Below are 23,006 nucleotides of genomic sequence, written 5' to 3'. Positions count from 1 at the left end.
CACACGGTCCCGCAGACAGAAGGTCCCCGCACGGCACAGCGCCGGTGCCGGTCGCGTACGACCGGCACCGGCGCTGAATCGGTGGTGGACTGGGGGGTCAGCTGGCGTAGGAGCGCAGCCGCTCGGCGCGGTCGCCCTGGCGCAGCTTGCCCATCACCTCGCGCTCGATCTGACGGACACGCTCGCGGGAGAGCCCGAAGAGCTTGCCGATCTGGTCGAGGGTGCGCGGCTGACCGTCGTCGAGTCCGTAACGCAGGCGGATGACCTGCTGCTCACGTTCGTCAAGGGTGGCGAGCACGGTGCGCACATCGCTGTGCAGGAGGCCGGCGATCACGGCGTTCTCCGCGGACGTGGCCTCGGAATCCTCGATGAAGTCGCCCAGCGGGGCTTCCTCGTCGTTGCCGACCGGCATGTCGAGGCTCACCGGGTCGCGGCTGTGGTCGAGGAGATCCGCGATCTTGTGCGCCGGGATTCCCGATTCCTCGGCCAGTTCGTCGTCGGTCGCCTCACGCCCGAGTTGCTGATGCAGTTCACGCTTGATGCGGGCCAGTTTGTTGACCTGCTCCACGAGGTGCACTGGGAGCCGGATCGTGCGGCTCTGGTCGGCCATGCCGCGGGTGATCGCCTGACGAATCCACCAGGTGGCGTACGTCGAGAACTTGAACCCCTTCGCGTAGTCGAACTTCTCCATCGCGCGGATCAGGCCGAGGTTGCCCTCCTGGATGAGGTCCAGCAGGGGCATGCCGCGACCGGTGTACCGCTTCGCGAGCGACACGACGAGCCGCAGGTTGGCCTCGAGGAGGTGCGCGCGGGCAGACTGTCCTTCCCGGACGACCGTCGCGAGGTCGCGCTTCTTGGCGGGGGAGAGGCGCTTCCCGGTCTCCAGGATGTGCGCTGCGTACAGCCCAGCCTCGATTCGCTTGGACAGTTCCACCTCGTCTGCGGCCGTCAGCAGCGCTGTGCGGCCGATGCCGTTCAGGTAGACGCGGACCAGGTCGGCAGCGGGGCTCTGGGCGTCCAGATCGGCAGCGCTGGGGCGAATGCGAGTAGTGGTGCTGGGGCTTGTCATGACTTGCCTCCTCATCGGTGGTGTCTCATATGGATCAACGCACCGACGGCCCGGGAAAGTTCCCGGCCGGTAATTTACGAAGAGGCTGTGACCTGCGGGTTCCTCGATTCGGTCCTGAGAAGTTGCTGAGAACACGTATAAGGGGGACGGATCGGGAACCCGGCGGCTACGCGGGGAGCACCAGTCCGTGCCGGACGAGGGCGTGCACGAGCGGCACCGCCGACTGCGCGAGTTCTTCCGCGTCGACCCCGTGCGCGGCGGCGAGGAGTTCGATCAGTTCGCCCAGTACGAGGCCGTCGCCGCGCATGCCCGCGACGAGCGAGGCGACGAGATCGTCGACCTCGTGCTGCCACGCCGGGCCGTTTCCCCGGTGCAACCGGGCGACCACCTGCGTCCATCCCTCGTCGCCGGGCAGGAACACCCGCTCCAGGGCGGTGCTCTCCTCGACGCGGAACCGGGCGGTGAGCACGTCGTGGTCGCGCAGCCACGCCACCCGATCGAAGTACGCGAGCGCCTCCGCGCCGAGCGGATCGGTGAAGCCGTGGGTGAGGTCTTCCGCCATCAGATCGGTGGGTGCGTCGGTCCGGCGCAGGTAGACGAACCCGAAACCGACCCCCTCCACGTCCGCGCTCGCGAGGTGGTCCAGCCAGTCCCCGGCGATCGTGGCAGTGGCCGGGTCGCGGGTGTCGAGGCCGCCGTCCCGCATCCAGGTGCCGACGTACAGGGCCGGGTCCGCGACGTCCCGCTGCACCACCCACGCGTCGATCCCGTGGGCCGGCAGCCAGGACGCCACCCGGGCACGCCAGTCCTCGCCCTCGACGTGGATCCACGACGCCAGCAGCGCCGCCGTGCCGCCGGGCGCGAGGTAGTCGGCCACGCGGGAGATCATCAGTTCACTCGCGCCGTCGAGGTCGAGGCCGGAGTCGCGGTAGGTGTGGCCCATCGTGGCGCGGCTCACGACGAACGGCGGATTGGCCACGACCTGATCGAACGTGCGGCCCTCGACCGGCTCGAACCACGACCCGGCGAGCAGTTCCACCTCCTGCTCGTTGAGTGCCGCCGTGACGGCCGCCAGGTCCACCGCCCGGACGTTCAGATCCGTCGCCGTGATCGCGTCGGCGTAGGACGCGCCGTGCAGGGCCTGGATGCCGCACCCGGTCCCGATGTCGAGCAACGTCCCGACCGGTGCGGTCGGGGTGGCCTGCAGCAGCGACAGCGACGCGTGCCCGACGCCGATGACGTGGTCGACGGGCGTCTCGCGGGGGCGGAGGGAGCCGTCGAGGTCGGAGAGCACCCAGCGGTTGCCGCCGCCGATGTCCAGCGGCCGCAGGTCGAGGGCGGCCCGGACGACGTCGCCCTCGGATTCGAGCAGGCCTGCGGCGAGGGCGTCGTCGACCGCGAGGGGGGCCAGCGCTTCGGCCACCTCGCCGGCGGGACAGTCGTCGGTGAGCAGGAACAGGCGGATCAGGGTGCCGAGTTCGCCGCAGGACGCGCTGGCCCGGCGCACCGGGACCGGTTCGTTGCGGCTCAACGCCGCGTGGACCTCGGGGCCGAGCGCATCGAGCAGGGTGTCCGTGTCGTACCGATTGCGGAGGAGGGCCGCACGCAGAGATGGGCAGATCGACAGCAGTTCGTCACGGTTCACCCGTGCATTGTTGCAGGACGCCCGGCGGCGTCAGCCCTCGATCGTGTGGTGCGGCGGCGCGGGCAGGGCCGTGGACGGTGAGTCGCGGTGGTCGTACCGGCTGGGCTCGTCCTTGGTGCGCGGCGGCCGGTCGTTCGCGATGAGGACCGCGATCCACGGCAGCGGGATCGACACGCCGATGATCGCCATCGAGATCCACGGGTTCTCCCAGATGCCGTACGCCACCGCCGCGAAGATCAGCGCCGGGAACCGGAACGACATGATGAGCAGGTACTTGCGGACACGGGCACGGTGTTGATCCTCGATGGATCGCGCTGCCTCGGTGATGAGAACCGGATTACTCGGTGAGCCGGCGTCGTGGGACCCACCGAACCCTGCACTTCGTGCCATGTCTCCACTGTTCCACTGTCGGGTCGCAAATGCACACGGGGGGTGGGATCACCGGCCGGTTGCGGCATTATTGAGGGGTGAGCACTCAAACCAAGGAACGGCCCGACGTCACCACCGACGAGTCGACCGATGACGACACTCCCAAGTTCTTCCATTACGTGAAGAAGAACAAGATCGCGGAGAGCGCCGTCATGGGCACTCACGTCGTCGCGTTGTGCGGCGAGGTGTTTCCGGTGACGAAATCCGCGAAGCCGGGATCGCCGGTCTGCCCCGACTGCAAGAAGATCTACGAAGGATTGCGCAAGGGCGACTGAGGCTTCGCCGGCGCTCGTCGCACACCCGGTGGCTCGGGAGATTCTCGTACCGGGCCGTCGGGCTTTTCGTCGTTCCCGGACCCTTGCCCGGCCGGATCGGGACGGGTGCGGTCGCCGACGACCTTGATCGGGCCGGTGGCGATGCGACGTGTGAGGCTGGTCACCGGACCCGCCGATGGTGAACTCTCGGCCTGCGCGGCGATCCAGTCCCGCATCTGGTCGATGCGGGTCGCCCTGGCAGGCCAGAACTCCTGCACGGTGGCGTTGAACTCGGCGCCGAGCACCACCGCGAAACCCAGGAAGAACGTGAACAGAAGGAACGCGATCGGCGTGGCCAGCGCCCCGTACGTGTACCCGGTTCCCGCCACCCACGAGAGGTAGCGGCGCAGGCAGGTGCTCGCGCCGAGGAAGAACACTCCCGCGACGAGCGCGCCGCCGAGCAGCCGGTGCCAGGGCAGCGACCGGGGGAGCGCCACCTTGTACAGCGTCGTCAGGCCGACGATGAGCAGCAGTCCCACGCCGGGGTAGTAGAACGTGTCGACGATCTCCGTCCCGATCGTGCGCCACGCCTCCGGAAGCACCCTCCCGACGAGTGTGGGCCCCAGCGCGACCAGCGGCAGGGTGAACACGGCGAGGATCAGGAACATCACGTAGAGCAGCAGCGCGAACAGGCGCTGCCACACGGGGTGCCGCGCCTCCTGCTGGCCGTGGGCCTCGACGATCGAGTCCACGAACGTGGAGATGGCCGACGAGCCCGCCCAGAGGGACAGCAGGAAACTCAGGGACACGATCTCGGGACGTCCCCGTTGGAGGACGTCCCCGACCGTCGGGCGGATGATCTGTTCGACGACGCTGTCGCTGAACACGGTCCCGCTGAAGTTGATGATCTTCGACTGGATGATGTCGACCGTGTCGGGTCCGAACCACCCGCCGACGTAGCCGAGCATGCCGAGGAGTCCGAGCAGGAGCGGGGGCAGCGACAGTGTCTGCCAGAAGGCCGCCGTGGCCGCCTTCCCGAAGATCGAATCGTCCCACGCCTTGCTCGCTGTGCGACCGATCACGCTCAGTGCGCGACGTAGCGGATGCCACCCGGACCGGGGTGGATCACCGCCACTCTGCGGTGTTGTCGAGGGTGTTTCGGTCATGATGTTTCCAGCATCCCTGACGACACGCCCGGTTGCCCACCGCTGCTGTCCTCGTGTCGCGACAAATCTGTCAGTATCGGAACTCGCGAATGCGGTTCGCGTCGGATCCGGGCGCTAGGCTCCTTGACGGACAGCGCCTTCGGGTCTGGACCGGATGTGTCGATCGATACCGAGGAGTGCGAGCAAACAGTGCCATGCCAGCGGAGGGCAGCCCGTGAGTGCTGAGACAGTGGGCTCCCAGTCGGCGCCGACAGTGGAAACCGAGGCCGCGCAGATCGTGGGTACCGAGGCCTACCTCGCACAGACCGAACCAGCCAGGCCCGCGGGATCGCTGCGCGCCTGGCAGCGTCGTGCGCTGACCAAGTACCTGTCCACCGGACCGCAGGATTTCCTCGCGGTCGCGACGCCGGGCGCCGGTAAGACCACCTTCGCGCTGCGCGTCGCGTCGGAGTTGCTGCGCGACCGGACCGTCGACCAGGTGACGGTGGTCGCGCCGACGGAGCACCTCAAGCACCAGTGGGCGGAGTCCGCGGCGCGCAACGGCATCGCGCTGGACTCGTACTTCTCGAACTCGACCGGGCAGACGTCCAGCGACTATCAGGGTGTCGTGGTGACGTACGCGCAGGTCGCCTCCCACCCGTTCAAGCACCGGGTCCGCACCGAGAGCCGGCGCACGCTGGTCATCCTCGACGAGATCCACCACGGTGGCGACGCGAAGAGCTGGGGTGACGCCATCCGGGAGGCATTCGGTGACGCCACCCGCCGTCTGGCCCTGACCGGTACGCCGTTCCGCAGCGACGACAGCGCGATCCCGTTCGTGACGTACGAACCCGACCGCGAGGGTCTGATGCGCTCGAAGGCGGATCACTCCTACGGGTACTCGGACGCGCTCGCGGACGGCGTCGTCCGGCCCGTCGTGTTCCTCGCGTACTCCGGCGAGGCACGCTGGCGGAACAATGCGGGCGAGGAGTTCTCCGCGCGGCTCGGGGAGCCGCTCAGCGCGGAACAGACGGCCCGGGCGTGGCGCACCGCCCTGGACCCGTCGGGTGACTGGATTCCCGCGGTCCTGCACGCCGCCGACACCCGCCTCGGACAGTTGCGCACCGGCGGCATGCCCGACGCGGGCGGCCTGGTGATCGCCACCGACCAGACCGTCGCCCGTGCCTACGCGCAGACCCTGAAGGCGGTCACCGGCGAAGACCCGGTCGTGGTCCTCTCCGACGACCCGACGGCGTCCAAGCGGATCGCCGAGTTCGGCGCGAGCACCCAGAAGTGGATGGTCGCCGTCCGCATGGTGTCGGAAGGCGTCGACGTCCCCCGCCTGGCCGTCGGCGTGTACGCCACCAGCGCGTCGACCCCGCTCTATTTCGCGCAGGCGATCGGTCGTTTCGTGCGGTCCCGCCGCAAGGGTGAGACCGCGAGCGTGTTCCTCCCGTCGGTGCCGGTGCTCCTCGACCTGGCCAGCCAGCTGGAGGCGCAGCGCGACCACGTGCTCGGCAAGCCGCACCGGGAGAAGGACGGCTTCGACGACGACCTGCTCGCCGACGCGAACAAGCAGAAGGACGAACTCGGCGAGGAGGAGAAGGCGTTCACCTCGCTCGGTGCCGATGCCGAGCTCGATCAGGTGATCTACGACGGCTCGTCCTTCGGGACGGCCACGTTCTCGGGATCCGACGAGGAGGCCGACTACCTGGGTCTGCCCGGTCTGCTCGACGCCGATCAGATGCGGGCCCTGCTGCGTCAGCGTCAGTCGGAGCAGCTGGACAAGCAGGAGCCCGCCGCGCCCGCGCCCGCGCACACGCCGGTTCCACAGGTCGCGGACCGGGTGGCTGCCGCCGGGCAGCTCGCGCAACTGCGCCGCGAATTGAACAGTCTCGTCGCGATGCACCACCACCGGACGGGCAAGCCGCACGGCACGATCCACGGCGAACTCCGCCGGGTCTGCGGGGGACCGCCCACGGCCATCGCCACCGTCGAGCAGCTCACCGAGCGGATCTCCACCCTGCGGCAGTGGTGACCCCCGTCACCGCGTGACGCGAACGCACAAGAGACCGGCGAGTGCACTGCACTCGCCGGTCTCTTGTTGCTGAAAGAGGTGAGCCTGGGACGGGTCACCCGGGCTGACGTATCAGATTGCAGCTTCGGCTTCGGACACGATCGTGGCGTTCATCTCGCGAAGACGGTCTGCGTGCTCGTTGGCGTGGTGACCGCAGAAGAGCAACTCTCCTCCGGTCGGAAGGACCGCGCGAACGCGGGCTCCCGCACCGCACCGGTCGCACCGGTCGGCTGCGGTCAACGGGGGGCTGGTCAGTGTTCCGGGCATGACTCCTCCGTACTGGCTTTCGACTGATGCCGAGTGCCTGGGGCCTTGGTCCGCCGCGTCGGGGGTGGCGCGGTGGATCTACTCTGTCAGACGTTTGGGGTTTACGCGTTGTTCCCGACGGCGTTTCTCAGTGTTGCATCACACACGAAACCGGCCCGAAACGTGCCGACAGCGACGTGACGAGCGCCGATGCGAACAGACCGATCGGTCCGAGTTCGCTGACAGCTGATTCGATTTCGGCCGTGACGCTAGTCTCACCGTGTGAAATCCGAAGACCAACTCGTTCACATCTGCAGCCGCGACGAATGGCGCGCCGCGGAACGCGAAGGCGCTCGCGTGCCCGCCGCGTACGCCGCGGACGGATTCGTGCACCTCTCCACACCCGCTCAGGTGCATCTGCCCGCCAACCGGTTGTTCGCCGGGCGCACGGACCTCGTCCTCCTGAGACTCGACCCCGACGCGCTCGGTGCGCCGGTGAAGTGGGAGCCGGGCGTGCCGGCCGATCCGGCGTCGATGCTGTTCCCGCACCTGTACGGGCCGCTGCCCGTCACGGCGGTCACCGCCGTCGAGGAGTACCTCCCCGAGGCCGACGGCACGTTCCCGGCCCGGCGCTGACGCGAGCCTTCCGCTGTTGGTCACCCCCATCGGACTACCGTGGAGGCATGAACGTTGAAGTGACGCCACTACCCGGTATCGGGGTGCGTAAGGACTTCGAACTCGCCGCCGGTCGCCGCATCGGTGTCATCACCCATCGCGACGGCCGCACGGACCTGATCGTGTCGAAGGCCGACGACCCCGACGCCTGCGCCGCGTCCGTGCCGCTCACCACCGAGGAAGCGGCCGTGCTCAGCAATCTGCTCGGAGCGCCGCAACTGGTGGCGCAGCTGGAGGAGGAACACCGGGACCTGCCCGGCATCCGCACCAAGCAGCTGTACATCAAGGAAGATTCCCGATTCGACGGCCGCCCGCTCGGCGACACCGCGATGCGCACGCGCACCGGGGTCTCGATCGTCGCGGTCATGAGGGCGGGCCAGGTGTACCCGTCACCGAAGCCCGACTTCCTGCTCACCTCCGGCGACCTGCTGGTCGCCGTCGGAACCACAGACGGACTGGACGCGTCAGCCAAGCTCCTGGCCAACGGCTGACAGACCCGTGAACACCACCACGCTCGCGCTCATCGAACTGGGCGCGGTGTTCTTCGCGCTCGGCCTGCTGGGCCGTCTGGCAGCTCAATTCGGGATGTCGCCCATCCCGTTCTATCTCCTCGGAGGCCTCTGCTTCGGCAGCGGCGGATTCGTCAACCTCGGCGACATCAGCGAGTTCAGCCACCTCGCGAGCGAGATCGGGGTGGTCCTCCTCCTGCTTCTGCTGGGGCTCGAGTACACCGCATCGGAACTCGTCACCGGGCTGCGACGGTCGTGGATGGCCGGTGTCGTGGACGCCGTCCTGAACGCCGCGCCCGGAGCGGTCGTCGCCCTGATGCTGGGGTGGGGGACCACCGGTGCCGTCGTGATGGCCGGTGTCACCTACATCTCGTCCTCGGGCATCATCGCGAAGGTGCTGAGCGACCTGGGACGGCTCGGTAACCGGGAAACGCCGGTCGTGCTGTCGATCCTGGTGTTCGAGGACCTCGCGATGGCCGTGTACCTGCCCATTCTGACGGCCCTGCTCGCCGGCGTCAGTTTCGCCGGTGGACTCGAGGCGGTGGGCATCTCCCTCGTCGTGATCTCCGTCGTCCTCGTGATCGCGCTGCGGTACGGCCGCTACGTGTCCGCGCTGCTGGACAGCCCGGACAGCGAGACCCTGCTGCTGAAGCTGCTCGGTGCCGCGCTTCTGGTGGCGGGGATCAGCTCGGCGATGCAGGTCTCGGCCGCGGTCGGGGCCTTCCTCCTGGGGATCGCGATCTCCGGCACCACCGCCCACAACGCGAGCCGCGTCCTCGAGCCGCTCCGCGATCTGTTCGCGGCGATGTTCTTCGTCGTGTTCGGGCTCAACACCGATCCCCGGGCGATTCCGCCGGTCCTCGGCTGGGCCGTGCTGCTCGCCGTCGTCACCGCGCTGACGAAGATGGTCACCGGTGCGTGGGCGGCGAAACAGCAAGGGGTCGGGCGGCTGGGCCGGGCCCGCGCCGGGGTCGCGTTGATTGCGCGCGGCGAGTTCTCGATCGTCATCGCCGGGCTGGCGTTGTCGGCAGGCGCAGTGGAGAGCGAACTCGTGGCACTCGCCACCGCGTACGTGCTCCTGATGGCCGTCATCGGCCCGGTGGCGGCACGGGTGGTCGAACCGGTGGCGGGCGCCTGGATCCGGGTTCGCACCACCGCGTGACGGGTGCCCGCCGGATGCCCCGGCGCACGAACGACGATGCCCCCGGACTCGCTCGGAGTCCGGGGGCATCGCAGTCTGTGCGTCAGTCCAGGTAGTCGCGCAGCACCTGCGACCGCGACGGGTGGCGCAGCTTCGACATGGTCTTGGACTCGATCTGGCGGATGCGCTCACGCGTGACGCCGTAGACCTGTCCGATCTCGTCGAGGGTGCGGGGCTGCCCGTCGGTCAGGCCGAAGCGCAGGCGCACGACGCCCGCTTCACGCTCGGAGAGCGTCTCGAGCACCGACTGGAGCTGGTCCTGCAGCAGGGTGAAGGACACGGCGTCGACGGCCACGACGGCCTCGGAGTCCTCGATGAAGTCGCCGAGCTGACTGTCGCCTTCGTCGCCGATGGTCTGGTCGAGGGAGATGGGTTCACGCGCGTACTGCTGGATTTCCAGCACCTTCTCGGGCGTGATGTCCATTTCCTTGGCGAGCTCTTCGGGCGTGGGCTCACGGCCCAGGTCCTGCAGGAGTTCACGCTGGATGCGGCCGAGCTTGTTGATGACCTCGACCATGTGCACCGGGATGCGGATGGTGCGGGCCTGGTCGGCCATCGCGCGGGTGATGGCCTGGCGGATCCACCACGTGGCGTAGGTCGAGAACTTGTAGCCCTTGGTGTAGTCGAACTTCTCGACGGCACGGATGAGGCCCAGGTTGCCTTCCTGGATCAGGTCCAGGAACGCCATGCCGCGGCCGGTGTAGCGCTTGGCCAGCGACACGACGAGCCGGAGGTTGGCCTCCAGGAGGTGGTTCTTGGCGCGGTTTCCGTCGCGGCAGATCCAGCTCATGTCCCGGCGCTGGGCGGCGGGGAGCTTCTCGCCGGAGTCGGACAGCTCCTGCATGATCTGGGTCGCGTACAGCCCCGCCTCGATCCGCTTGGCGAGCTCGACCTCCTCTTCGGCGTTGAGGAGGGCGACCTTGCCGATCTGCTTGAGGTAGGCGCGGACGGAGTCTGCGGATGCGGTCAGCTCGGCGTCCTTGCGGGCCTGGCGGAGCGCTTCGGACTCCTCCTCGTCCCACACGAAGTCGCCGGACGCCTTGTCCTTCTCGGACGGCTCCTCGGTCTCTTCGTCCTCGCCGACTGCGACGACCTCCACGACATCGGACTCGACCTCGGCGAGGTCGCCCTCGGTGATGTCGATGTCTTCCATGTCGGCGGCATCCTCGTCGAGGTCCTCGCCGTCCGCACCCTTACCGGCCGTGGCCTTCTTGCCGCCCGCCTTCTTCGCCGCCGCCTTCTTGGCGGGGGCCTTCTTCGCTGCTGCCTTCTTGGCGGGGGCCTTCTTCGCCGCTGCCTTCTTCGCGGGAGCTGCCTCGGCTGCCGGAGCGGTGCCGGTGGCTGCCGCTGCGACTGGTGCTTCCGGTCCTGACTCTGAAGTCGAATCAGCAGTCTGACGTGTATCGGTGGCTGCCACGTACGCCCTTTCGTGACGGTGTCGTGCGGCGTCACGCCAGAGTGGTCATCCGGCGGAGAGGTCTACTGGTTTCGCCGGCGCGCAGCCGGGCTCTTCCATTGTAACGACCCATCCGAAATAGTTACGGAGCGATGCCCGTTTCGACCGCGAGCGCTGCACCGACGATTCCCGCCGTGTTGAGCAGCGCAGCAGGTACGACGGGTGTCCTGTTGGTCAGATGGGGGATCCACTTCTCGTGTTTGCGGCTGATTCCGCCGCCGGCGATGAACAAATCCGGCCACAGGAGGTTCTCGAACCGGGTGAGCACCCGGCTGACCTCGGAGGCCCACTCCTTGTACGACAGATCCTTCTTCTCTTTCACCGAGGACGCCGCCCGGTGCTCGGCCTCCTTGCCGTCGACCTCCATGTGCCCGAACTCGGTGTTGGGAAGCAGTACGCCGTTGTGGAGGATCGCCGAGCCGATGCCCGTGCCGAAGGTGAGGAGGATGACGACCCCCTTCGCGTCCTTGCCCGCGCCGAGCGCGTCCTCGGCCATCCCTGCCGCGTCCGCGTCGTTGAGGACGGTGACGCGCCTGCCGCCGAGTGCGTCCGAGAACAGCGCGCGCGCGTCGGTCCCGATCCACCCCTTGTCGATGTTCGCGGCGGATCGTGCGACGCCGCCGGTGACGACGCTCGGCAGAGTGATACCGACCGGTCCGTCCCATTCGGCCTGGCGGATGATCTCCGCGACGGTCTTCGCGACCGCCTCCGGGGTGGACGGATGGGGGGTGAGGAGCTTGATGCGGTCGCCGATCAGTTCTCCGGTCTCGAGATCCACGACGCCACCCTTGACGCCGCTGCCTCCGACGTCGACACCGAACCCCGTTTTGGCCATGGCGTGTGCTCCTCCGTGTCGACGACGACGTGTTCTCCGGGCGCGCTTCTGCTGCCCGTCACACTAGTGCGTCGAGGCGGGTTCGGTGGGTGATGACACCGGACGACGCTGTGGCGCCGGAAGGGGAGCGCGGACCGTCAGCGGTGGTGTGAGGCAGCGAAAGTGTGTTCCGATGGGTGTGTGCATGCACCCCAGAGTTCAGACACCGCGCCCGGCCACGTCGGCACCGATCCCAGACGACTGCTCGAGGTCGCCGTCACGGTGGCCGAGGAGGCCGCCGCACACGTCCGGGCACGGCGGCCCGAGGTGTTCGGAATCGTCGGGACGCGAGCGGAATCCGGCGACTCGGTGGCGTCGAAGAGCACTCCCACCGACCCGGTCACCGTCGTCGACACCGAGAGCGAGCAGGTCATCCGCGACCGCCTCGCGGAGCTTCGTCCCGAGGACGCGATCCTCGGCGAAGAAGGTGGGGGAGAGGGCGATTCCGTCGCGGGCGTGCGCTGGATCGTCGACCCGATCGACGGCACCGTCAACTTTCTGTACGGGGTGCCCGCGTACGCTGTCTCGGTGGCCGCCCAGATCGACGGAGTGTCCGTCGCCGGGGTCGTGGTCGACGTGGCGGCCCGGTCGACGTACGCGGCGGCGCGCGGCGGAGGGGCGACCCTCACCGACGCCGACGGACGGGTCAGCGCACTGCGGTGCAACCCCGTCACCGACGTGTCGATGGCGTTGCTCGCCACCGGATTCGGATACGGCGCGGCCCGGCGCAAGGTTCAGGGCGCCCTCATTGCCGACATCCTGCCGAGGGTGCGGGACATCCGCCGGATCGGCTCGGCGGCCCTCGACCTGTGCATGGTCGCGGCCGGCCGTGTCGACGCCCATTTCGAACACGGGCTGAGCCCGTGGGACTGGGCGGCGGGCTCGCTGATCGCGACCGAGGCGGGCGCCCGCGTGCGGATCCCGTCGCCGCACACGTCGAGTGCGGACGGTGAGGTGGTGGTGGCCGCGGCCCCCGGCATCGCGGACGCGCTGGACGCCCTGTTCGCCGAGATCGGGGCGGACAGGGCGATCCCGGAGGAGTGACCGGCGGTCAGCAGCGGGCGGTACGCGCCGCCTTCAGGAGATCGATGTCGAGAGGTGCGGGCTGGGTCCCGAACGGCGGATCCTTCAGGGACCGCAGAACCTCCTCGGCGTCGGCGTTCGGCGAGATCTTGCGGAAATAGGTTCCGAGGGCGAGATCGACCGTGTCGTCGGTGCGGGTGTCCTGGATGAGTTCCGCGCACGGGGCCACCAGCCAGAGCGCGCTCGCGGCGGCGGCGCCGTTCGGGCCGAACCGCAGCTGCCCCTGGCACTGCATGTTCTGGTCGACGTAGATCGGGTCGTTGCCCGCCTGGACATCGGGTGCGCTCGCGAACCCGTAGTCGCTCAGCTGCGCGGCCACCTGCGCCGCCTGGCCGTGCTCGCCGTTGGCGTTGAACACGCGCACCTTCGTGGCGGACAGCGCGGCGGGCTCCACGTCCCGCAACGTCGAACCGTCGACCCTCTCGCCCAGCGCCTGCGGCGGCGGGGCTGCGGGATCGACCGGCTGCGCGGCCGGTTGCGGAAGATTGCAGTCGACCGTCGCGGCCAGGTCCTCGTCGTCGCCGAGGACGCCGATCCACACGACGGCTCCGAGCAGGGCGAGGACCGCGAACACCACGAGGATCGGCATCGCCCGTCGCCGCCGGAACGGACGACCCTTGTCGTCGAGCGGGCTGCCTTCGGTGATCAGTGAAACCACAGTGTGCCTCGACCTCTCCTACGAACTGCGCTTCGAACGTTTCGCCCGTCCAGCGCACCGATACAGGGCCCGGCCACACGTCGTGGCGCAGGTTCGGCACCTACCTTAGATCCCTGCGGCGTCATAACCCCGAACCCGTCCCCGTTGTGGAATGTCACAGCTTGCTGTGGTGTTGGTGACGATTAGCAGACAATTTGCGCGATCGGTCGATTCGGTTACGTCTTTTGTACTTCCTTCGGCTACTGTCTGGCGGCCCCAGTCGTTCAAAGCATGCAGAACGAGGGTCGGCAGAAGATGACAAAAGAGGCGTAGATCATGTTTCCGGAGCCTGGTATCCGGGCACGTATCCATCCGCTGCAGCGTTGTGCAGCCGCAGGGTGTGGTCTGCGCCGAGGCGGTTTTCGTGTGGACGGTCGACCGGCACTCGGTTCGACGCGTCGCACGGGCCGGGATACACGGAAGAAGATGAGGGGAAGGCGACATGGCAACTGACTACGACGCACCGCGGCGAACAGAGTCCGACGAGGTTTCGGAGGATTCGCTGGAGGAACTGAAGGCGCGACGCAACGAGGCTCAGTCGGCTGTTGTCGACGTCGACGAGTCCGACACCGCGGAGTCGTTCGAACTGCCCGGCGCGGATCTGTCCGGTGAGGAACTGTCGGTGCGGGTCGTGCCGAAGCAGGCCGACGAGTTCACGTGTTCGAGCTGTTTCCTGGTGCACCACCGCAGCCGGCTCGCCAGTGACGCGGGTGGAGTGCTGGTGTGCAGGGACTGCGCGGCCTGACCGGCGGCGAGTTCGAGAGGCGGACGGTGGCGGCCCACCGTCCGATCAGTCTCCGTCCGTCTGCGGGCGGGCACGGTCGAGCGCGGCCAGCAACTCCGCGGGCCGGCGCGTGCTGATCAACCAATAGGGGGTCGGGTCCTCGGGGTCGTCGAGCACGATCAGTGCCATCGGCTTGACCCAGACCCGGTGTTGCACGAAGGCGGCGGGGTCGAGCTGACGGCCGAGCGCCGCACTCTTCGCCGAACCCGGTACCTCGGCGACCCGCGCGATGACGTCCACCGGCAGATGCGCCTGTCCGACGCGCAGGTGGACGCCGCTCGGTTCCTCGACGACTTCGACCCGCAGGCGGCTGAGCCAGACGAGCCCCCACACGGGCAGGGGCAGGAGCAGGACGTACGGCAGCCACGCGCGCAGGCCGGGCGCACCCATGTGCACCTCCGCGGCGAGCAGTCCGGCGACGAACAGGCCCACTGCCCACCACCAGACGGGCACCCACAGGCGCTCGGAGTACAGCACGGGCGAGGCGTTATCGGTGGGCGCGACTTCGGGCCGGGACGTTTCTGACACCCGACCAGGATAGTCGGTGTCTGAGAGTAGGCTCGGTGCACGTGAGCGACCTATCTCCCGGCCATTCTCCCGCCGCGACCCCCACCATTCCGCCCGTCGCCCTCCAGCGGCTGGACCCGGGCATTCCGGTTCCGCAGCGCGCGCACGACGGCGACGCAGGTGTCGACCTCTGCAGCACCACCGATGTGACCATCGAGCCGGGGCGCCGGGTCCTCGTCGGAACCGGCATCGCGGTCGCGTTGCCCCTGGGCACCGTCGGGCTGATCCACCCCCGATCCGGGCTGGCGGCCAAATCGGGATTGTCGGTGGTCAACACCCCCGGCACCATCGACGCGGGATACCGGGGCGAGATCAAGGTGTGCCTGATCAATCACGACCTCGAGGCCCCGATCGAGATCCGGCGGGGCGACCGGATCGCCCAACTGCTCGTGCAGCGGGTCGAACTGGTGTCGTTCGTCGAGGTCGAGTCCCTCGACGGCACCACCCGCGGCAGCGACGGGCACGGGTCGAGTGGAGGCCACGCCAGCCTCGTCGGCAATGCCAGTGAAGGAGCCTGATCATGTTCGGACGTCGTAAGAAGGCGGAAGCCGAGGCCGACCGGCCCGATTTCTTCGAGGACGCGGAGACGGACGCCGCGGATGACGACGCCGACGCCGCGGACTACGAGGACGACTACGACGCCGTGACCGAGGTGGACGGCGGTCCGTACGACGCCGACGACCTCGAGTCGGGCGCCGACCTCACCGTCGGCGAGGTCGGGACCCGCCTCGACCTCGGTTCGGTCCTCGTGCCGATGCCGCAGGGCGCCCAGTTGCAGGTCGAGATGGCGCCCGACGGTTCGCCGCAGGCCGTGCATCTCGTCACCCAGCACGGACGCATCACGGTGGCCGCGTATGCGGCCCCGAAGTCTCCCGGTCAGTGGCGCGAGGTCGCGGGTGACCTCGCCGAATCGTTGCGCAACGACAACGCGACGGTGAGCGTCGAGAGCGGACCGTGGGGACGTGAGGTGTTCGCCGTGACCCCGAACGCCGACCTGCGCTTCATCGGCGTCGACGGCTACCGGTGGATGGTGCGCTGCGTGGTCGCGGGACCGAGCGGTGGCAACACAACCGACTCGGAACTCGTCGCGACCGCCCGGGCGATCCTGCGTGACACCGTGGTGAAGCGGGGAAACGAGCCGAACCCGGTGCGGACCCCACTGCCGGTGGTGCTGCCCGACGCCCTCGCTCAGCAGCTGGCCGCCGCCCACCAGCAGCAGCTGGCGCAGCAGCAGGGAGGCGCCCCGCAGCAACCGGCTCCGCAGCAACCGGCGCAGCAACCGGCCCCGGGTTCGCAGGGCGAGCAGCAGCCGCCGCAGGCCCCGGCCCAGCCGCAGCAGCGTCGCGGCGAATCGGGTTCGGCGATGCAGCAACTCGGTCGCTGAGCCCGCGTCCGGCTGGGGATTGCGGGGGGATTGCGGGGATGACGACGCTCAGGCCGTGTGCAGGATCGAGTCCAGCGCGCTGAGGCACGTGTAGCCGAGAACCGCCGGATCGGCGCCGATCTCGTCCAGTGTCACCGTGACGAGGCCCGCGTGCGGTAGTCGTTCGGACCAGGTGCGGGCGACCTCGAGAGGGTGCACGGCGTCGTCGGTCGCGGCGGCGATGCCCACCGGCGCCGTGATGCGCTCGAGGTCGTCGAGACCGGGCGCGTGATACTCCGACGCCTCGTCCAGTGCCGCGGGGAGGTGCGGCCACTGGGATCGCCAGGATTTCGCCAGTTCCCGGCCCAGCCACGGTGGGCTGGAGGCGATCATCTCGGCGGTGACCTGTTCGAGGCCGTCCGCCCGCAGCCGGGCGGCGGTGAACCGGGCGCTGGCGGCGGCGGGGGCGTCCGCGGCGGTCCCGGTCCACGCGGGCAGCGCCGCGAGTACCCCCGCGACACGATCGGGGTGTGATCCTGCCCACTGCAACGCCACCGCGGCGCCGATGGAGACCCCGCCGACGAGGATTCTTCCGTGCTGTGCGGCGGCGCCGTCGAGCGCGTCGAGGTAGCTGCCGACGACCCTCCGGGGATCGGGTTCGACTGCGACCGTACGCACTCCACGGCTGGTCAGCGGCTCGGTGAAGGCACGGGCGACGAAGTCCGCATCGGACCCCGTACCGGGGAGCACGACGGCCACGGACGGCCGGTCATCAGAGGGCATGAGTTGATCCTGCCTGGTGCGTCACAGCGGCCTCCCGGTGGTGTGGTTGCGGGGAACCAATGGGTCTACAGTGGCGAATACACAGCCCTACGAGCGGCGCGAAGATCTCGCGTCGCACATGCTCCAGGAGCGCGCAATGGCACCCGCCACGGCAGGATATTTTCGTCGGCTGACTCGAAGGCTCACCGAAGACCTCGAGCAGCTGGACGCCGAGGAAATGGCCGAGACGTCTCAGGCGTCCGGCGCACAACGTGCCTGCGACTGCAGCCGCGGCGAAGAGGTCACCATGCTGGGACGGCTCCGCAGTGTGGAAGCCTGTCCGAAGTCCGGAAACGCCAGCATCGAGGCGGAATTCTTCGACGGCACGGAACAGATCAAGTTGGTGTGGATCGGGCGGCGGCGAATTCCGGGTATCGAGCCGGGCAAGACGCTGCTCGTGCGTGGACGTGTCGGTGAACGCGACGGCCAGAAGGTGATCTTCAACCCGTATTACGAGCTGCGCGGCGACTCGTAGGGTCCGCCTTGTGTGGCACTCTCGTTGAGTGACCGAAACGAAGCAGCAATCCATACTCGACCAGCTCGGTGGTATCAGCGGGCTGATCTATTCGACCCTGCCCATCCTGGTCTTCGTTCCGGTCAACGCTGTATGGGGTCTGGGCCCGGCGATCTGGGCGGCCCTCGGCGTCGCCGTCGCGATTCTCGTCTGGCGTCTGGTCCGTCACAGCCCCATCCAGCCCGCGGTGTCCGGGTTCTTCGGCGTCGGTATCTCCGCGTTCATCGCCTACCGCACAGGCGATGCCAAGGGGTACTTCCTGTTCGGCATCTACACGAGCCTCGCGTACGGGGCGGTTTTCCTGGTCTCGATTCTGGTGCGCCGGCCGCTCGTCGGCCTGATCTGGGGCTTCCTCAACGGCCACGGCAATCTCTGGCGGCGCCATCGCGGCGCTGTGCGCGCCTACGACGTGGCCACCGCCGCCTGGGCGCTGGTGTTCGCGGCCCGATACCTCGTGCAGTCGCAACTCTATGATTCGGACCAGACCGGCTGGCTCGCGTTCGCCCGCATCGCGATGGGCTGGCCGCTGGCCGGATTGGCTCTCCTGGTGACGATCTGGGCCGTGCGCCGGGCCGACCGGATCGTCGAGCCGGGTCCGACCGAGGCCACGGGCGTACCGACCGACGACACGGAAGCGGGCGGCCCCCGGGAGGAAACCGACCGCCCCTGAGTGCGGTCCCCTACCCGGGGCCGCCTGGGCGCTGACCGACTGTGCCGGAGAAGAATTCGGCGCTGCTCGCGCCGGGCGGCTACGAGAGCCCGACCGCCGCGCGCAGGTCGTCCTCGACGTCCACCGCGGCGACGAACAGCAGCTCGTCACCGCCCTCGAGCGGATCGTCCTGCTGCGGCACGATGACTCGTCCACCGCGCAGGATGGTGACCAGCGCGGCGTCGCGGGGCAATTGCAGCTTGCGGACGGGTTTCCCGGCGAGGGGCGTGTTGTCGGGCAGCGTGATCTCGACGAGGTTGGCCTGCCCCTGGCGCAGCGTCATCAGCCGCACGAGATCGCCTACCGACACCGCCTCCTCCACCAGCGAGGCGAGCATCCGAGGTGTGGACACGGCGACGTCGACGCCCCAGGACTCGTCGAACAACCACTCGTTGCGCGGATCGTTGACGCGGGCGACCACGCGGCTGACCCCGAACTCGGTCTTCGCGAGGAGGCTGAGGACGAGGTTGGCCTTGTCGTCACCGGTGGCCGCGATCACGACCTCGTAGGTTTCCAGGGAGGCCGTCTCGAGGCTGCTCAGCTCGCACGCGTCGGCGTGGACCCAGGTCGCCTCGGGCACCGACTCCTGCTCGACGTGCTCGAGTTTGCGCTCGATCAGCATGACGTCGTGTTCGCTGCGGACCAGTTCGCGCGCGATCGAGCGTCCGACTGCGCCGGCTCCTGCGATTGCGACTCTCATCGATTGCTTCCGTTCGGGTGGTCGATCGTGAACATTCTCACTGCCGTCTCAGCTCGCTGCCGTCTCAATTGTCCGAAGGCGGGGGATTGCCCGCGAGTGCCACGGCCTCGGCCACCGTTCCCGACACGGCCGCGATGTACACCTGGTCGTCGGCCTGGAACACCGTCTTGCGGTCCGGCAGGACGCCGGTGCCGAAGCGGATGATGAACGCGACCCGCGAATGGGTCGCCGCCTCCAGTTCGGCGACGGGCCTGCCGATCCAATCCTCGTGCAGGGACAACTCGGTGACCGCGACCGTTCCGGACGGGTCGCGCCACTTGGTGGTCTGGCTGTCGCGGGTGAGGGTGTGCAGGAACCGGTCCGTCGACCACGGGACGGTCGCGACGGTGGGGATCCCGAGCCGCTCGTACACGGCGGCGCGCTTCGCGTCGTAGATCCGGGCGACGACGCGTTCCACACCGAACGTCTCGCGGGCGACCCGCGCGGAAATGATGTTGGAGTTGTCGCCGGACGACACGGCGGCGAACGCCTCCGCACGCTCGATACCGGCCTTGACCAGCACGTCACGGTCGAAACCCATGCCGACGACGGTGTGTCCGGGGAAGTCGGGTTCGAGGCGCAGGAATGCGGCGGGGTCGCGATCGATGACCGCGACCTCGTGGCCGATCCGGGTCAGCGAGCCGGCGAGGGATGAGCCGACCCGGCCGCATCCCATGATGACCACATACACCTTGTACTCCGTTTCTGGGCTCTGGTTTCACGTCTCGAGTACGTGCGTACCGAATCGAACCGTACAGTGCCCGGACGGAAGAGCAACCGGGACAGAGATCGCAATCCGGACACATTGGTGGGTGAGGGTCCAGGTTTTCTGCGGACGGCTTACGCTTTGGCAGTGTCAAAGCTCTCGACCGCCACAAAGCGGCTACTGCTAGGCAGACCCTTCCGGAGCGACAAGCTCGGGCACACGCTGCTTCCCAAGAGAATCGCCCTCCCCGTCTTCGCGTCCGACGCGATGTCGTCGGTGGCGTACGCCCCCGAGGAAATCTTCCTGGTGCTGTCGGTGGCAGGCATCTCCGCCTACGCCTACACCCCCTGGATCGGGCTCGCCGTCGCCGCCGTGATGGCGGTGGTGGTCGCCAGCTACCGGCAGAATGTGCACGCCTACCCGTCGGGCGGCGGCGACTACGAGGTCGCGACCGTCAATCTCGGTCCCACCGCCGGTCTGACCGTCGGCAGCGCCCTGCTGGTGGACTACGTGCTCACGGTGGCCGTGTCCATTTCGTCGGCAGCGTCCAACATCGGTTCGGCGGTCCCGTTCGTCGCCCAGCACAAGGTGCTGTTCGCGGTCGCGGCCATCGTCCTGCTGACCGCCATCAACCTGCGGGGCATCCGCGAATCCGGTGCCGCCTTCGCGATCCCGACGTACGCGTTCATCGCCGGCATGGCGCTGATGCTGCTGTGGGGGTTCGTCCAGATCTACGTGTTCGGCGACGACCTGCGCGCCGAATCGTCCGGGTTCGAACTCGAAGCCGAGGACTCACACCTGTACGGGATCGCGTTCGCGTTCCTGATCGCGCGGGCCTTCTCGTCCGGGTGTGCGGCGCTGACCGGTGTCGAGGCGATCAGCAACGGTGTTCCCGCGTTCCAGAAGCCGAAGTCCCGTAACGCGGCGACCACGCTGCTGCTGCTGGGGTCGATCGCCATCGTGTTGCTGATGGGCATCATCATCCTGGCTCAGAAGATCGGGATCGTGTACGCGCACAGCCCGGCCGAGCAGCTGATCGGCGCGCCGGCCGGCTATCACCAGAAGACGCTGATCGCGCAGATCGCGGAGACGGTGTTCGGCGGTTTCCCCATCGGGTTCTACTTCATCGCCATCGTGACGGCCCTGATCCTGGTGCTGGCCGCGAACACGGCCTTCAACGGCTTCCCCGTGCTCGGCTCGATCCTCGCGCAGGACCGCTACCTGCCGCGTCAGCTGCACACCCGCGGCGACCGCCTGGCGTTCAGCAACGGCATCCTGTTCCTGTCCGGGGCGGCGATCGCGTTCGTCGTCCTGTTCGGCGCCGAGGTGACCAAGCTGATCCAGCTGTACATCGTCGGCGTGTTCGTCTCGTTCGTGCTCAGCCAGACGGGCATGATCCGGCACTGGACCCGGCATCTGAAGACCGAGAACGATCCCGCGTCGCGCCGGCGGATGCAGCGCTCCCGGGTGATCAACTCCATCGGCCTCGCCATGACCGGTGCCGTCCTGATCATCGTGCTCATCACGAAGTTCGCGGCAGGCGCGTGGATCGCGATCGTGGCCATGGTCGCGATCTTCGTCGTGATGAAGATGATCCGGAAGCACTACGACAGCGTCGCGCGGGAACTCGAGGAACAGGAATGGGACGGGGTGCTGCCCAGCCGCACGCACTCCATCGTGCTCGTCTCCAAGCTGCACATGCCGACCATGCGCGCGCTGGCCTACGCCAGGGCGACACGGCCGGACACGCTCGAGGCGATCACCGTCAATGTCGACGAACCCGACACCCGGGCGCTCGTGCGGCGGTGGGAGAAGAGTGACATCTCGGTGCCGCTCAAGGTGATCGAGTCGCCGTACCGCGAGATCACCAAACCCGTGCTCGACTACGTGCGCCGCGTCCGGAAGGACTCGCCGCGGGACGTCGTCACCGTGTTCATTCCCGAGTACGTGGTGGGGCACTGGTGGGAGCAGATCCTGCACAACCAGAGTGCACTGCGGCTCAAGAGCCGGCTGCTGTTCCAGCCGGGCGTGATGGTCACCAGCGTGCCGTGGCAACTGAACTCGTCCGAGAAGGCGAAGACACTGAACATCGAATACACGGCCGGGGCCTCGCGCCGCGGCTACGAACCCGACGACAAGTGACGGACGAGAAGCGTTGAGTGAGAACTGGTCGGACCGCCACCTCGAGCTGCGGCTGGGAAATCCCGGGCACGGCGGTTTCGTCGTCGCCCGCCACGAGGGCCGGGTGGTCTTCGTCCGGCACGGGCTGCCTGGCGAGCGGGTCGTCGCCCGGGTCACCGAGGACCGCGGCGGGTCGTACTGCCGGGCCGATGCGATCGAGATCCTCGACGCGTCCCCGGAGCGGGTCGCCCCGGTGTGCCCGGTGTCCGGTCCTGGCGGCGCGGGCTGCTGCGACTTCTCGCACGCGAGCCTGCACCTGCAGCGGGACATGAAGTCGCAGGTCGTGTCGGAGCAGCTGGTGCGGCTCGCGCGGGTGCAGCGCGACGTGGACGTCGAGGAACTGCCCGGCACGGGGGACGGCACCGGCTGGCGCACCCGGGTTCGGCTGGCCGTCGACCCGGACGGCCGTCCCGGCTACCACCGGCACCGCAGTTCCGGGATCGTCACGGACCTCGCGTGCCCGCAGATCGAGGCCGCCGCCTACGACGGTGTGGGCGAACACGATTGGAAGCCCGGCAGCGAGGTGCAGATCGTTCTCGACGGCGCGGGGGAGCGGCACGTGGTCGAGATCGCGCCGCCGAAGGTGTCGCGGACCGGCCGCACGAGTCCCGGGCGGCGTGGTGCCATGGCACGGCGGGCCGCGGGTGGTGCGCCGCGCGCGGAGCGGGTGGTCGTGGGATCGGGCCGCCCGGTGGAGCGGGTGCGCGACCGCTCATGGGAACTGGCCGCCACCGGGTTCTGGCAGGCGCATCGCGGGGCCGCCGAAGCGTATTCCGCGGTGGTCTCCGAATGGGCCGGGCTGTCCGCGGGTGAGACGGCATGGGACCTGTACGGGGGAGTCGGGGTGTTCGCCGCCGCCCTCGCCGGGAGCGCCGGGTCGTCGGGACACGTGGATTCCGTGGAGTCCGCGCGCCAGGCCGTGGCGGACGGGAAGGCGGCGCTCTCCGACCTCCCGCAGGTGCGCTTCCACGCCGACCGGGTCGAGCGCGCGATCGCCGGGTTGGCCTCCCCACCCCGGGTCGTGGTACTCGATCCGCCGCGTGCGGGTGCCGGGCGTGCGGTGATCGAGACGGTCGCCGCCGCCGGCGCCGAGCGGGTGGTGCACGTGGGGTGCGACCCGGCGTCATTCGCCCGCGACATCGGTCTGTACCTCGGGCAGGGATATCATGTCGACGAGTTGCGCGCGTTCGACGCGTTCCCGCTGACCCACCACGTGGAGTGCATCGCGCTGCTCACGCGCTGACGAAGTTCGTTACCGAAC

25 protein-coding genes are annotated in these 23,006 nt (G+C 68.7%); 13 read left to right on the top strand and 12 right to left on the bottom strand.

Annotated elements, in window-relative coordinates:
* Positions 1-97 precede the first annotated feature (97 nt).
* The 3 genes from CJ179_RS03190 to CJ179_RS03180 all read right to left on the bottom strand — a co-directional run bounded on the left by CJ179_RS03190 (position 98) and on the right by CJ179_RS03180 (position 3,104).
* Positions 98-1,069: a sigma-70 family RNA polymerase sigma factor gene (locus tag CJ179_RS03190; protein WP_005240812.1), complete on the bottom strand. Its 972-nt coding sequence runs from the start codon at positions 1,067-1,069 to the stop codon at positions 98-100.
* Between the two features lie 166 nt (positions 1,070-1,235).
* Positions 1,236-2,714 (bottom strand): methyltransferase, encoded by a 1,479-nt coding sequence (locus CJ179_RS03185; RefSeq protein ID WP_095860676.1) that lies wholly within the window; start codon positions 2,712-2,714, stop codon positions 1,236-1,238.
* 30 nt (positions 2,715-2,744) lie between these two features.
* On the bottom strand, positions 2,745-3,104 hold the full coding sequence (locus tag CJ179_RS03180) for a DUF3099 domain-containing protein (RefSeq protein ID WP_072942357.1): 360 nt from the start codon (positions 3,102-3,104) through the stop codon (positions 2,745-2,747).
* Positions 3,105-3,181: 77 nt separating this feature from the next.
* Between CJ179_RS03180 and CJ179_RS03175 the strand changes: the two genes are divergently transcribed.
* On the top strand, positions 3,182-3,418 hold the full coding sequence (locus CJ179_RS03175) for a DUF3039 domain-containing protein (protein ID WP_005240826.1): 237 nt from the start codon (positions 3,182-3,184) through the stop codon (positions 3,416-3,418).
* Here the strand turns inward: CJ179_RS03175 and CJ179_RS03170 are convergent.
* Positions 3,391-4,563 (bottom strand): YihY/virulence factor BrkB family protein, encoded by a 1,173-nt coding sequence (locus CJ179_RS03170; protein ID WP_072942356.1) that lies wholly within the window; start codon positions 4,561-4,563, stop codon positions 3,391-3,393. The genes CJ179_RS03175 and CJ179_RS03170 overlap by 28 nt on opposite strands.
* A 253-nt stretch (positions 4,564-4,816) precedes the next feature.
* Here CJ179_RS03170 and CJ179_RS03165 point away from each other — a divergent pair, with 253 nt between their 5' ends.
* Positions 4,817-6,580 (top strand): DEAD/DEAH box helicase, encoded by a 1,764-nt coding sequence (locus CJ179_RS03165; RefSeq protein WP_095860674.1) that lies wholly within the window; start codon positions 4,817-4,819, stop codon positions 6,578-6,580.
* A gap of 111 nt (positions 6,581-6,691) precedes the next feature.
* Here the strand turns inward: CJ179_RS03165 and CJ179_RS03160 are convergent, their stop codons facing one another.
* Positions 6,692-6,886, bottom strand: a complete 195-nt coding sequence (locus CJ179_RS03160; protein WP_005240831.1) for a hypothetical protein — start codon at positions 6,884-6,886, stop codon at positions 6,692-6,694.
* 261 nt (positions 6,887-7,147) lie between these two features.
* Between CJ179_RS03160 and CJ179_RS03155 the strand changes: the two genes are divergently transcribed.
* Genes CJ179_RS03155 through CJ179_RS03145 form a run of 3 tightly spaced genes read left to right on the top strand, consistent with a single transcriptional unit; the run spans position 7,148 to position 9,211 of the window.
* The gene (locus CJ179_RS03155) at positions 7,148-7,501 is read left to right on the top strand and encodes a DUF952 domain-containing protein (RefSeq protein WP_095860673.1); all 354 of its coding nucleotides are present in this window, start codon (positions 7,148-7,150) and stop codon (positions 7,499-7,501) included.
* 47 nt (positions 7,502-7,548) lie between these two features.
* Positions 7,549-8,031, top strand: coding sequence for a cation:proton antiporter regulatory subunit (locus CJ179_RS03150; RefSeq protein ID WP_005240833.1), 483 nt, complete (start codon positions 7,549-7,551; stop codon positions 8,029-8,031).
* 7 nt (positions 8,032-8,038) lie between these two features.
* Positions 8,039-9,211: a cation:proton antiporter gene (locus CJ179_RS03145; protein ID WP_072942350.1), complete on the top strand. Its 1,173-nt coding sequence runs from the start codon at positions 8,039-8,041 to the stop codon at positions 9,209-9,211.
* Positions 9,212-9,293: 82 nt separating this feature from the next.
* On the opposite strand, the gene CJ179_RS03140 is transcribed toward CJ179_RS03145, so the two are convergent.
* Positions 9,294-10,667 (bottom strand): RNA polymerase sigma factor, encoded by a 1,374-nt coding sequence (locus CJ179_RS03140; RefSeq protein WP_072942348.1) that lies wholly within the window; start codon positions 10,665-10,667, stop codon positions 9,294-9,296.
* A gap of 121 nt (positions 10,668-10,788) precedes the next feature.
* Complete coding sequence (ppgK, locus tag CJ179_RS03135) at positions 10,789-11,541, bottom strand: polyphosphate--glucose phosphotransferase (protein ID WP_095860672.1); 753 nt, start codon at positions 11,539-11,541, stop codon at positions 10,789-10,791.
* A gap of 180 nt (positions 11,542-11,721) precedes the next feature.
* Here ppgK and CJ179_RS03130 point away from each other — a divergent pair, with 180 nt between their 5' ends.
* Entirely contained in the window at positions 11,722-12,624 is a 903-nt protein-coding gene (locus CJ179_RS03130; RefSeq protein ID WP_179377518.1) for an inositol monophosphatase family protein, read from the top strand.
* A 7-nt stretch (positions 12,625-12,631) separates the two neighbouring features.
* On the opposite strand, the gene cei is transcribed toward CJ179_RS03130, so the two are convergent.
* Positions 12,632-13,321, bottom strand: coding sequence for an envelope integrity protein Cei (gene cei, locus CJ179_RS03125; RefSeq protein ID WP_072942343.1), 690 nt, complete (start codon positions 13,319-13,321; stop codon positions 12,632-12,634).
* A gap of 481 nt (positions 13,322-13,802) precedes the next feature.
* Here cei and CJ179_RS03120 point away from each other — a divergent pair, with 481 nt between their 5' ends.
* Positions 13,803-14,105 carry a DUF4193 domain-containing protein gene (locus tag CJ179_RS03120; RefSeq protein WP_005240850.1) on the top strand — a complete coding sequence of 101 codons (303 nt, stop codon included), beginning with the start codon at positions 13,803-13,805 and terminating at the stop codon, positions 14,103-14,105.
* A 45-nt stretch (positions 14,106-14,150) separates the two neighbouring features.
* Here the strand turns inward: CJ179_RS03120 and CJ179_RS03115 are convergent, their stop codons facing one another.
* Positions 14,151-14,621 (bottom strand): DUF3093 domain-containing protein, encoded by a 471-nt coding sequence (locus tag CJ179_RS03115; RefSeq protein ID WP_072942341.1) that lies wholly within the window; start codon positions 14,619-14,621, stop codon positions 14,151-14,153.
* A gap of 86 nt (positions 14,622-14,707) precedes the next feature.
* Here CJ179_RS03115 and dut point away from each other — a divergent pair, with 86 nt between their 5' ends.
* A complete protein-coding gene (gene dut / locus CJ179_RS03110) occupies positions 14,708-15,229 on the top strand; it encodes a dUTP diphosphatase (protein ID WP_179377517.1) in 522 nt (173 codons plus the stop codon).
* A 2-nt stretch (positions 15,230-15,231) separates the two neighbouring features.
* Positions 15,232-16,095 (top strand): DUF3710 domain-containing protein, encoded by an 864-nt coding sequence (locus CJ179_RS03105; protein WP_072942340.1) that lies wholly within the window; start codon positions 15,232-15,234, stop codon positions 16,093-16,095.
* 48 nt (positions 16,096-16,143) lie between these two features.
* On the opposite strand, the gene CJ179_RS03100 is transcribed toward CJ179_RS03105, so the two are convergent.
* Entirely contained in the window at positions 16,144-16,857 is a 714-nt protein-coding gene (locus CJ179_RS03100; RefSeq protein WP_072942338.1) for an alpha/beta fold hydrolase, read from the bottom strand.
* Positions 16,858-16,993: 136 nt separating this feature from the next.
* Between CJ179_RS03100 and CJ179_RS03095 the strand changes: the two genes are divergently transcribed.
* Positions 16,994-17,371 carry an OB-fold nucleic acid binding domain-containing protein gene (locus CJ179_RS03095; RefSeq protein ID WP_043825920.1) on the top strand — a complete coding sequence of 126 codons (378 nt, stop codon included), beginning with the start codon at positions 16,994-16,996 and terminating at the stop codon, positions 17,369-17,371.
* Between the two features lie 28 nt (positions 17,372-17,399).
* Positions 17,400-18,080, top strand: a complete 681-nt coding sequence (locus CJ179_RS03090; protein WP_072942336.1) for a DUF3159 domain-containing protein — start codon at positions 17,400-17,402, stop codon at positions 18,078-18,080.
* A 79-nt stretch (positions 18,081-18,159) separates the two neighbouring features.
* On the opposite strand, the gene CJ179_RS03085 is transcribed toward CJ179_RS03090, so the two are convergent.
* Together CJ179_RS03085 and CJ179_RS03080 are read right to left on the bottom strand one after the other, a co-directional pair.
* Positions 18,160-18,819: a TrkA family potassium uptake protein gene (locus CJ179_RS03085; RefSeq protein WP_072942334.1), complete on the bottom strand. Its 660-nt coding sequence runs from the start codon at positions 18,817-18,819 to the stop codon at positions 18,160-18,162.
* A gap of 64 nt (positions 18,820-18,883) precedes the next feature.
* Positions 18,884-19,549 (bottom strand): TrkA family potassium uptake protein, encoded by a 666-nt coding sequence (locus CJ179_RS03080; RefSeq protein ID WP_072942332.1) that lies wholly within the window; start codon positions 19,547-19,549, stop codon positions 18,884-18,886.
* Between the two features lie 162 nt (positions 19,550-19,711).
* On the opposite strand from CJ179_RS03080, the gene CJ179_RS03075 reads away from it, so the two are divergent.
* Together CJ179_RS03075 and CJ179_RS03070 are read left to right on the top strand one after the other, a co-directional pair.
* A complete protein-coding gene (locus CJ179_RS03075) occupies positions 19,712-21,706 on the top strand; it encodes an APC family permease (protein WP_072942331.1) in 1,995 nt (664 codons plus the stop codon).
* A 13-nt stretch (positions 21,707-21,719) separates the two neighbouring features.
* Complete coding sequence (locus CJ179_RS03070; RefSeq protein ID WP_072942329.1) at positions 21,720-22,988, top strand: class I SAM-dependent RNA methyltransferase; 1,269 nt, start codon at positions 21,720-21,722, stop codon at positions 22,986-22,988.
* Positions 22,989-23,006 lie beyond the last annotated feature (18 nt).

Origin of the sequence: Rhodococcus sp. ACS1 (assembly GCF_002300155.1) — a bacterium.
In the GTDB taxonomy this organism is placed as follows: Bacteria; Actinomycetota; Actinomycetes; order Mycobacteriales; family Mycobacteriaceae; genus Rhodococcus_F; species Rhodococcus_F koreensis.
Note: the sequence above shows the minus strand (reverse complement) of the source record. Positions and strands in the feature narration are given on the sequence as shown.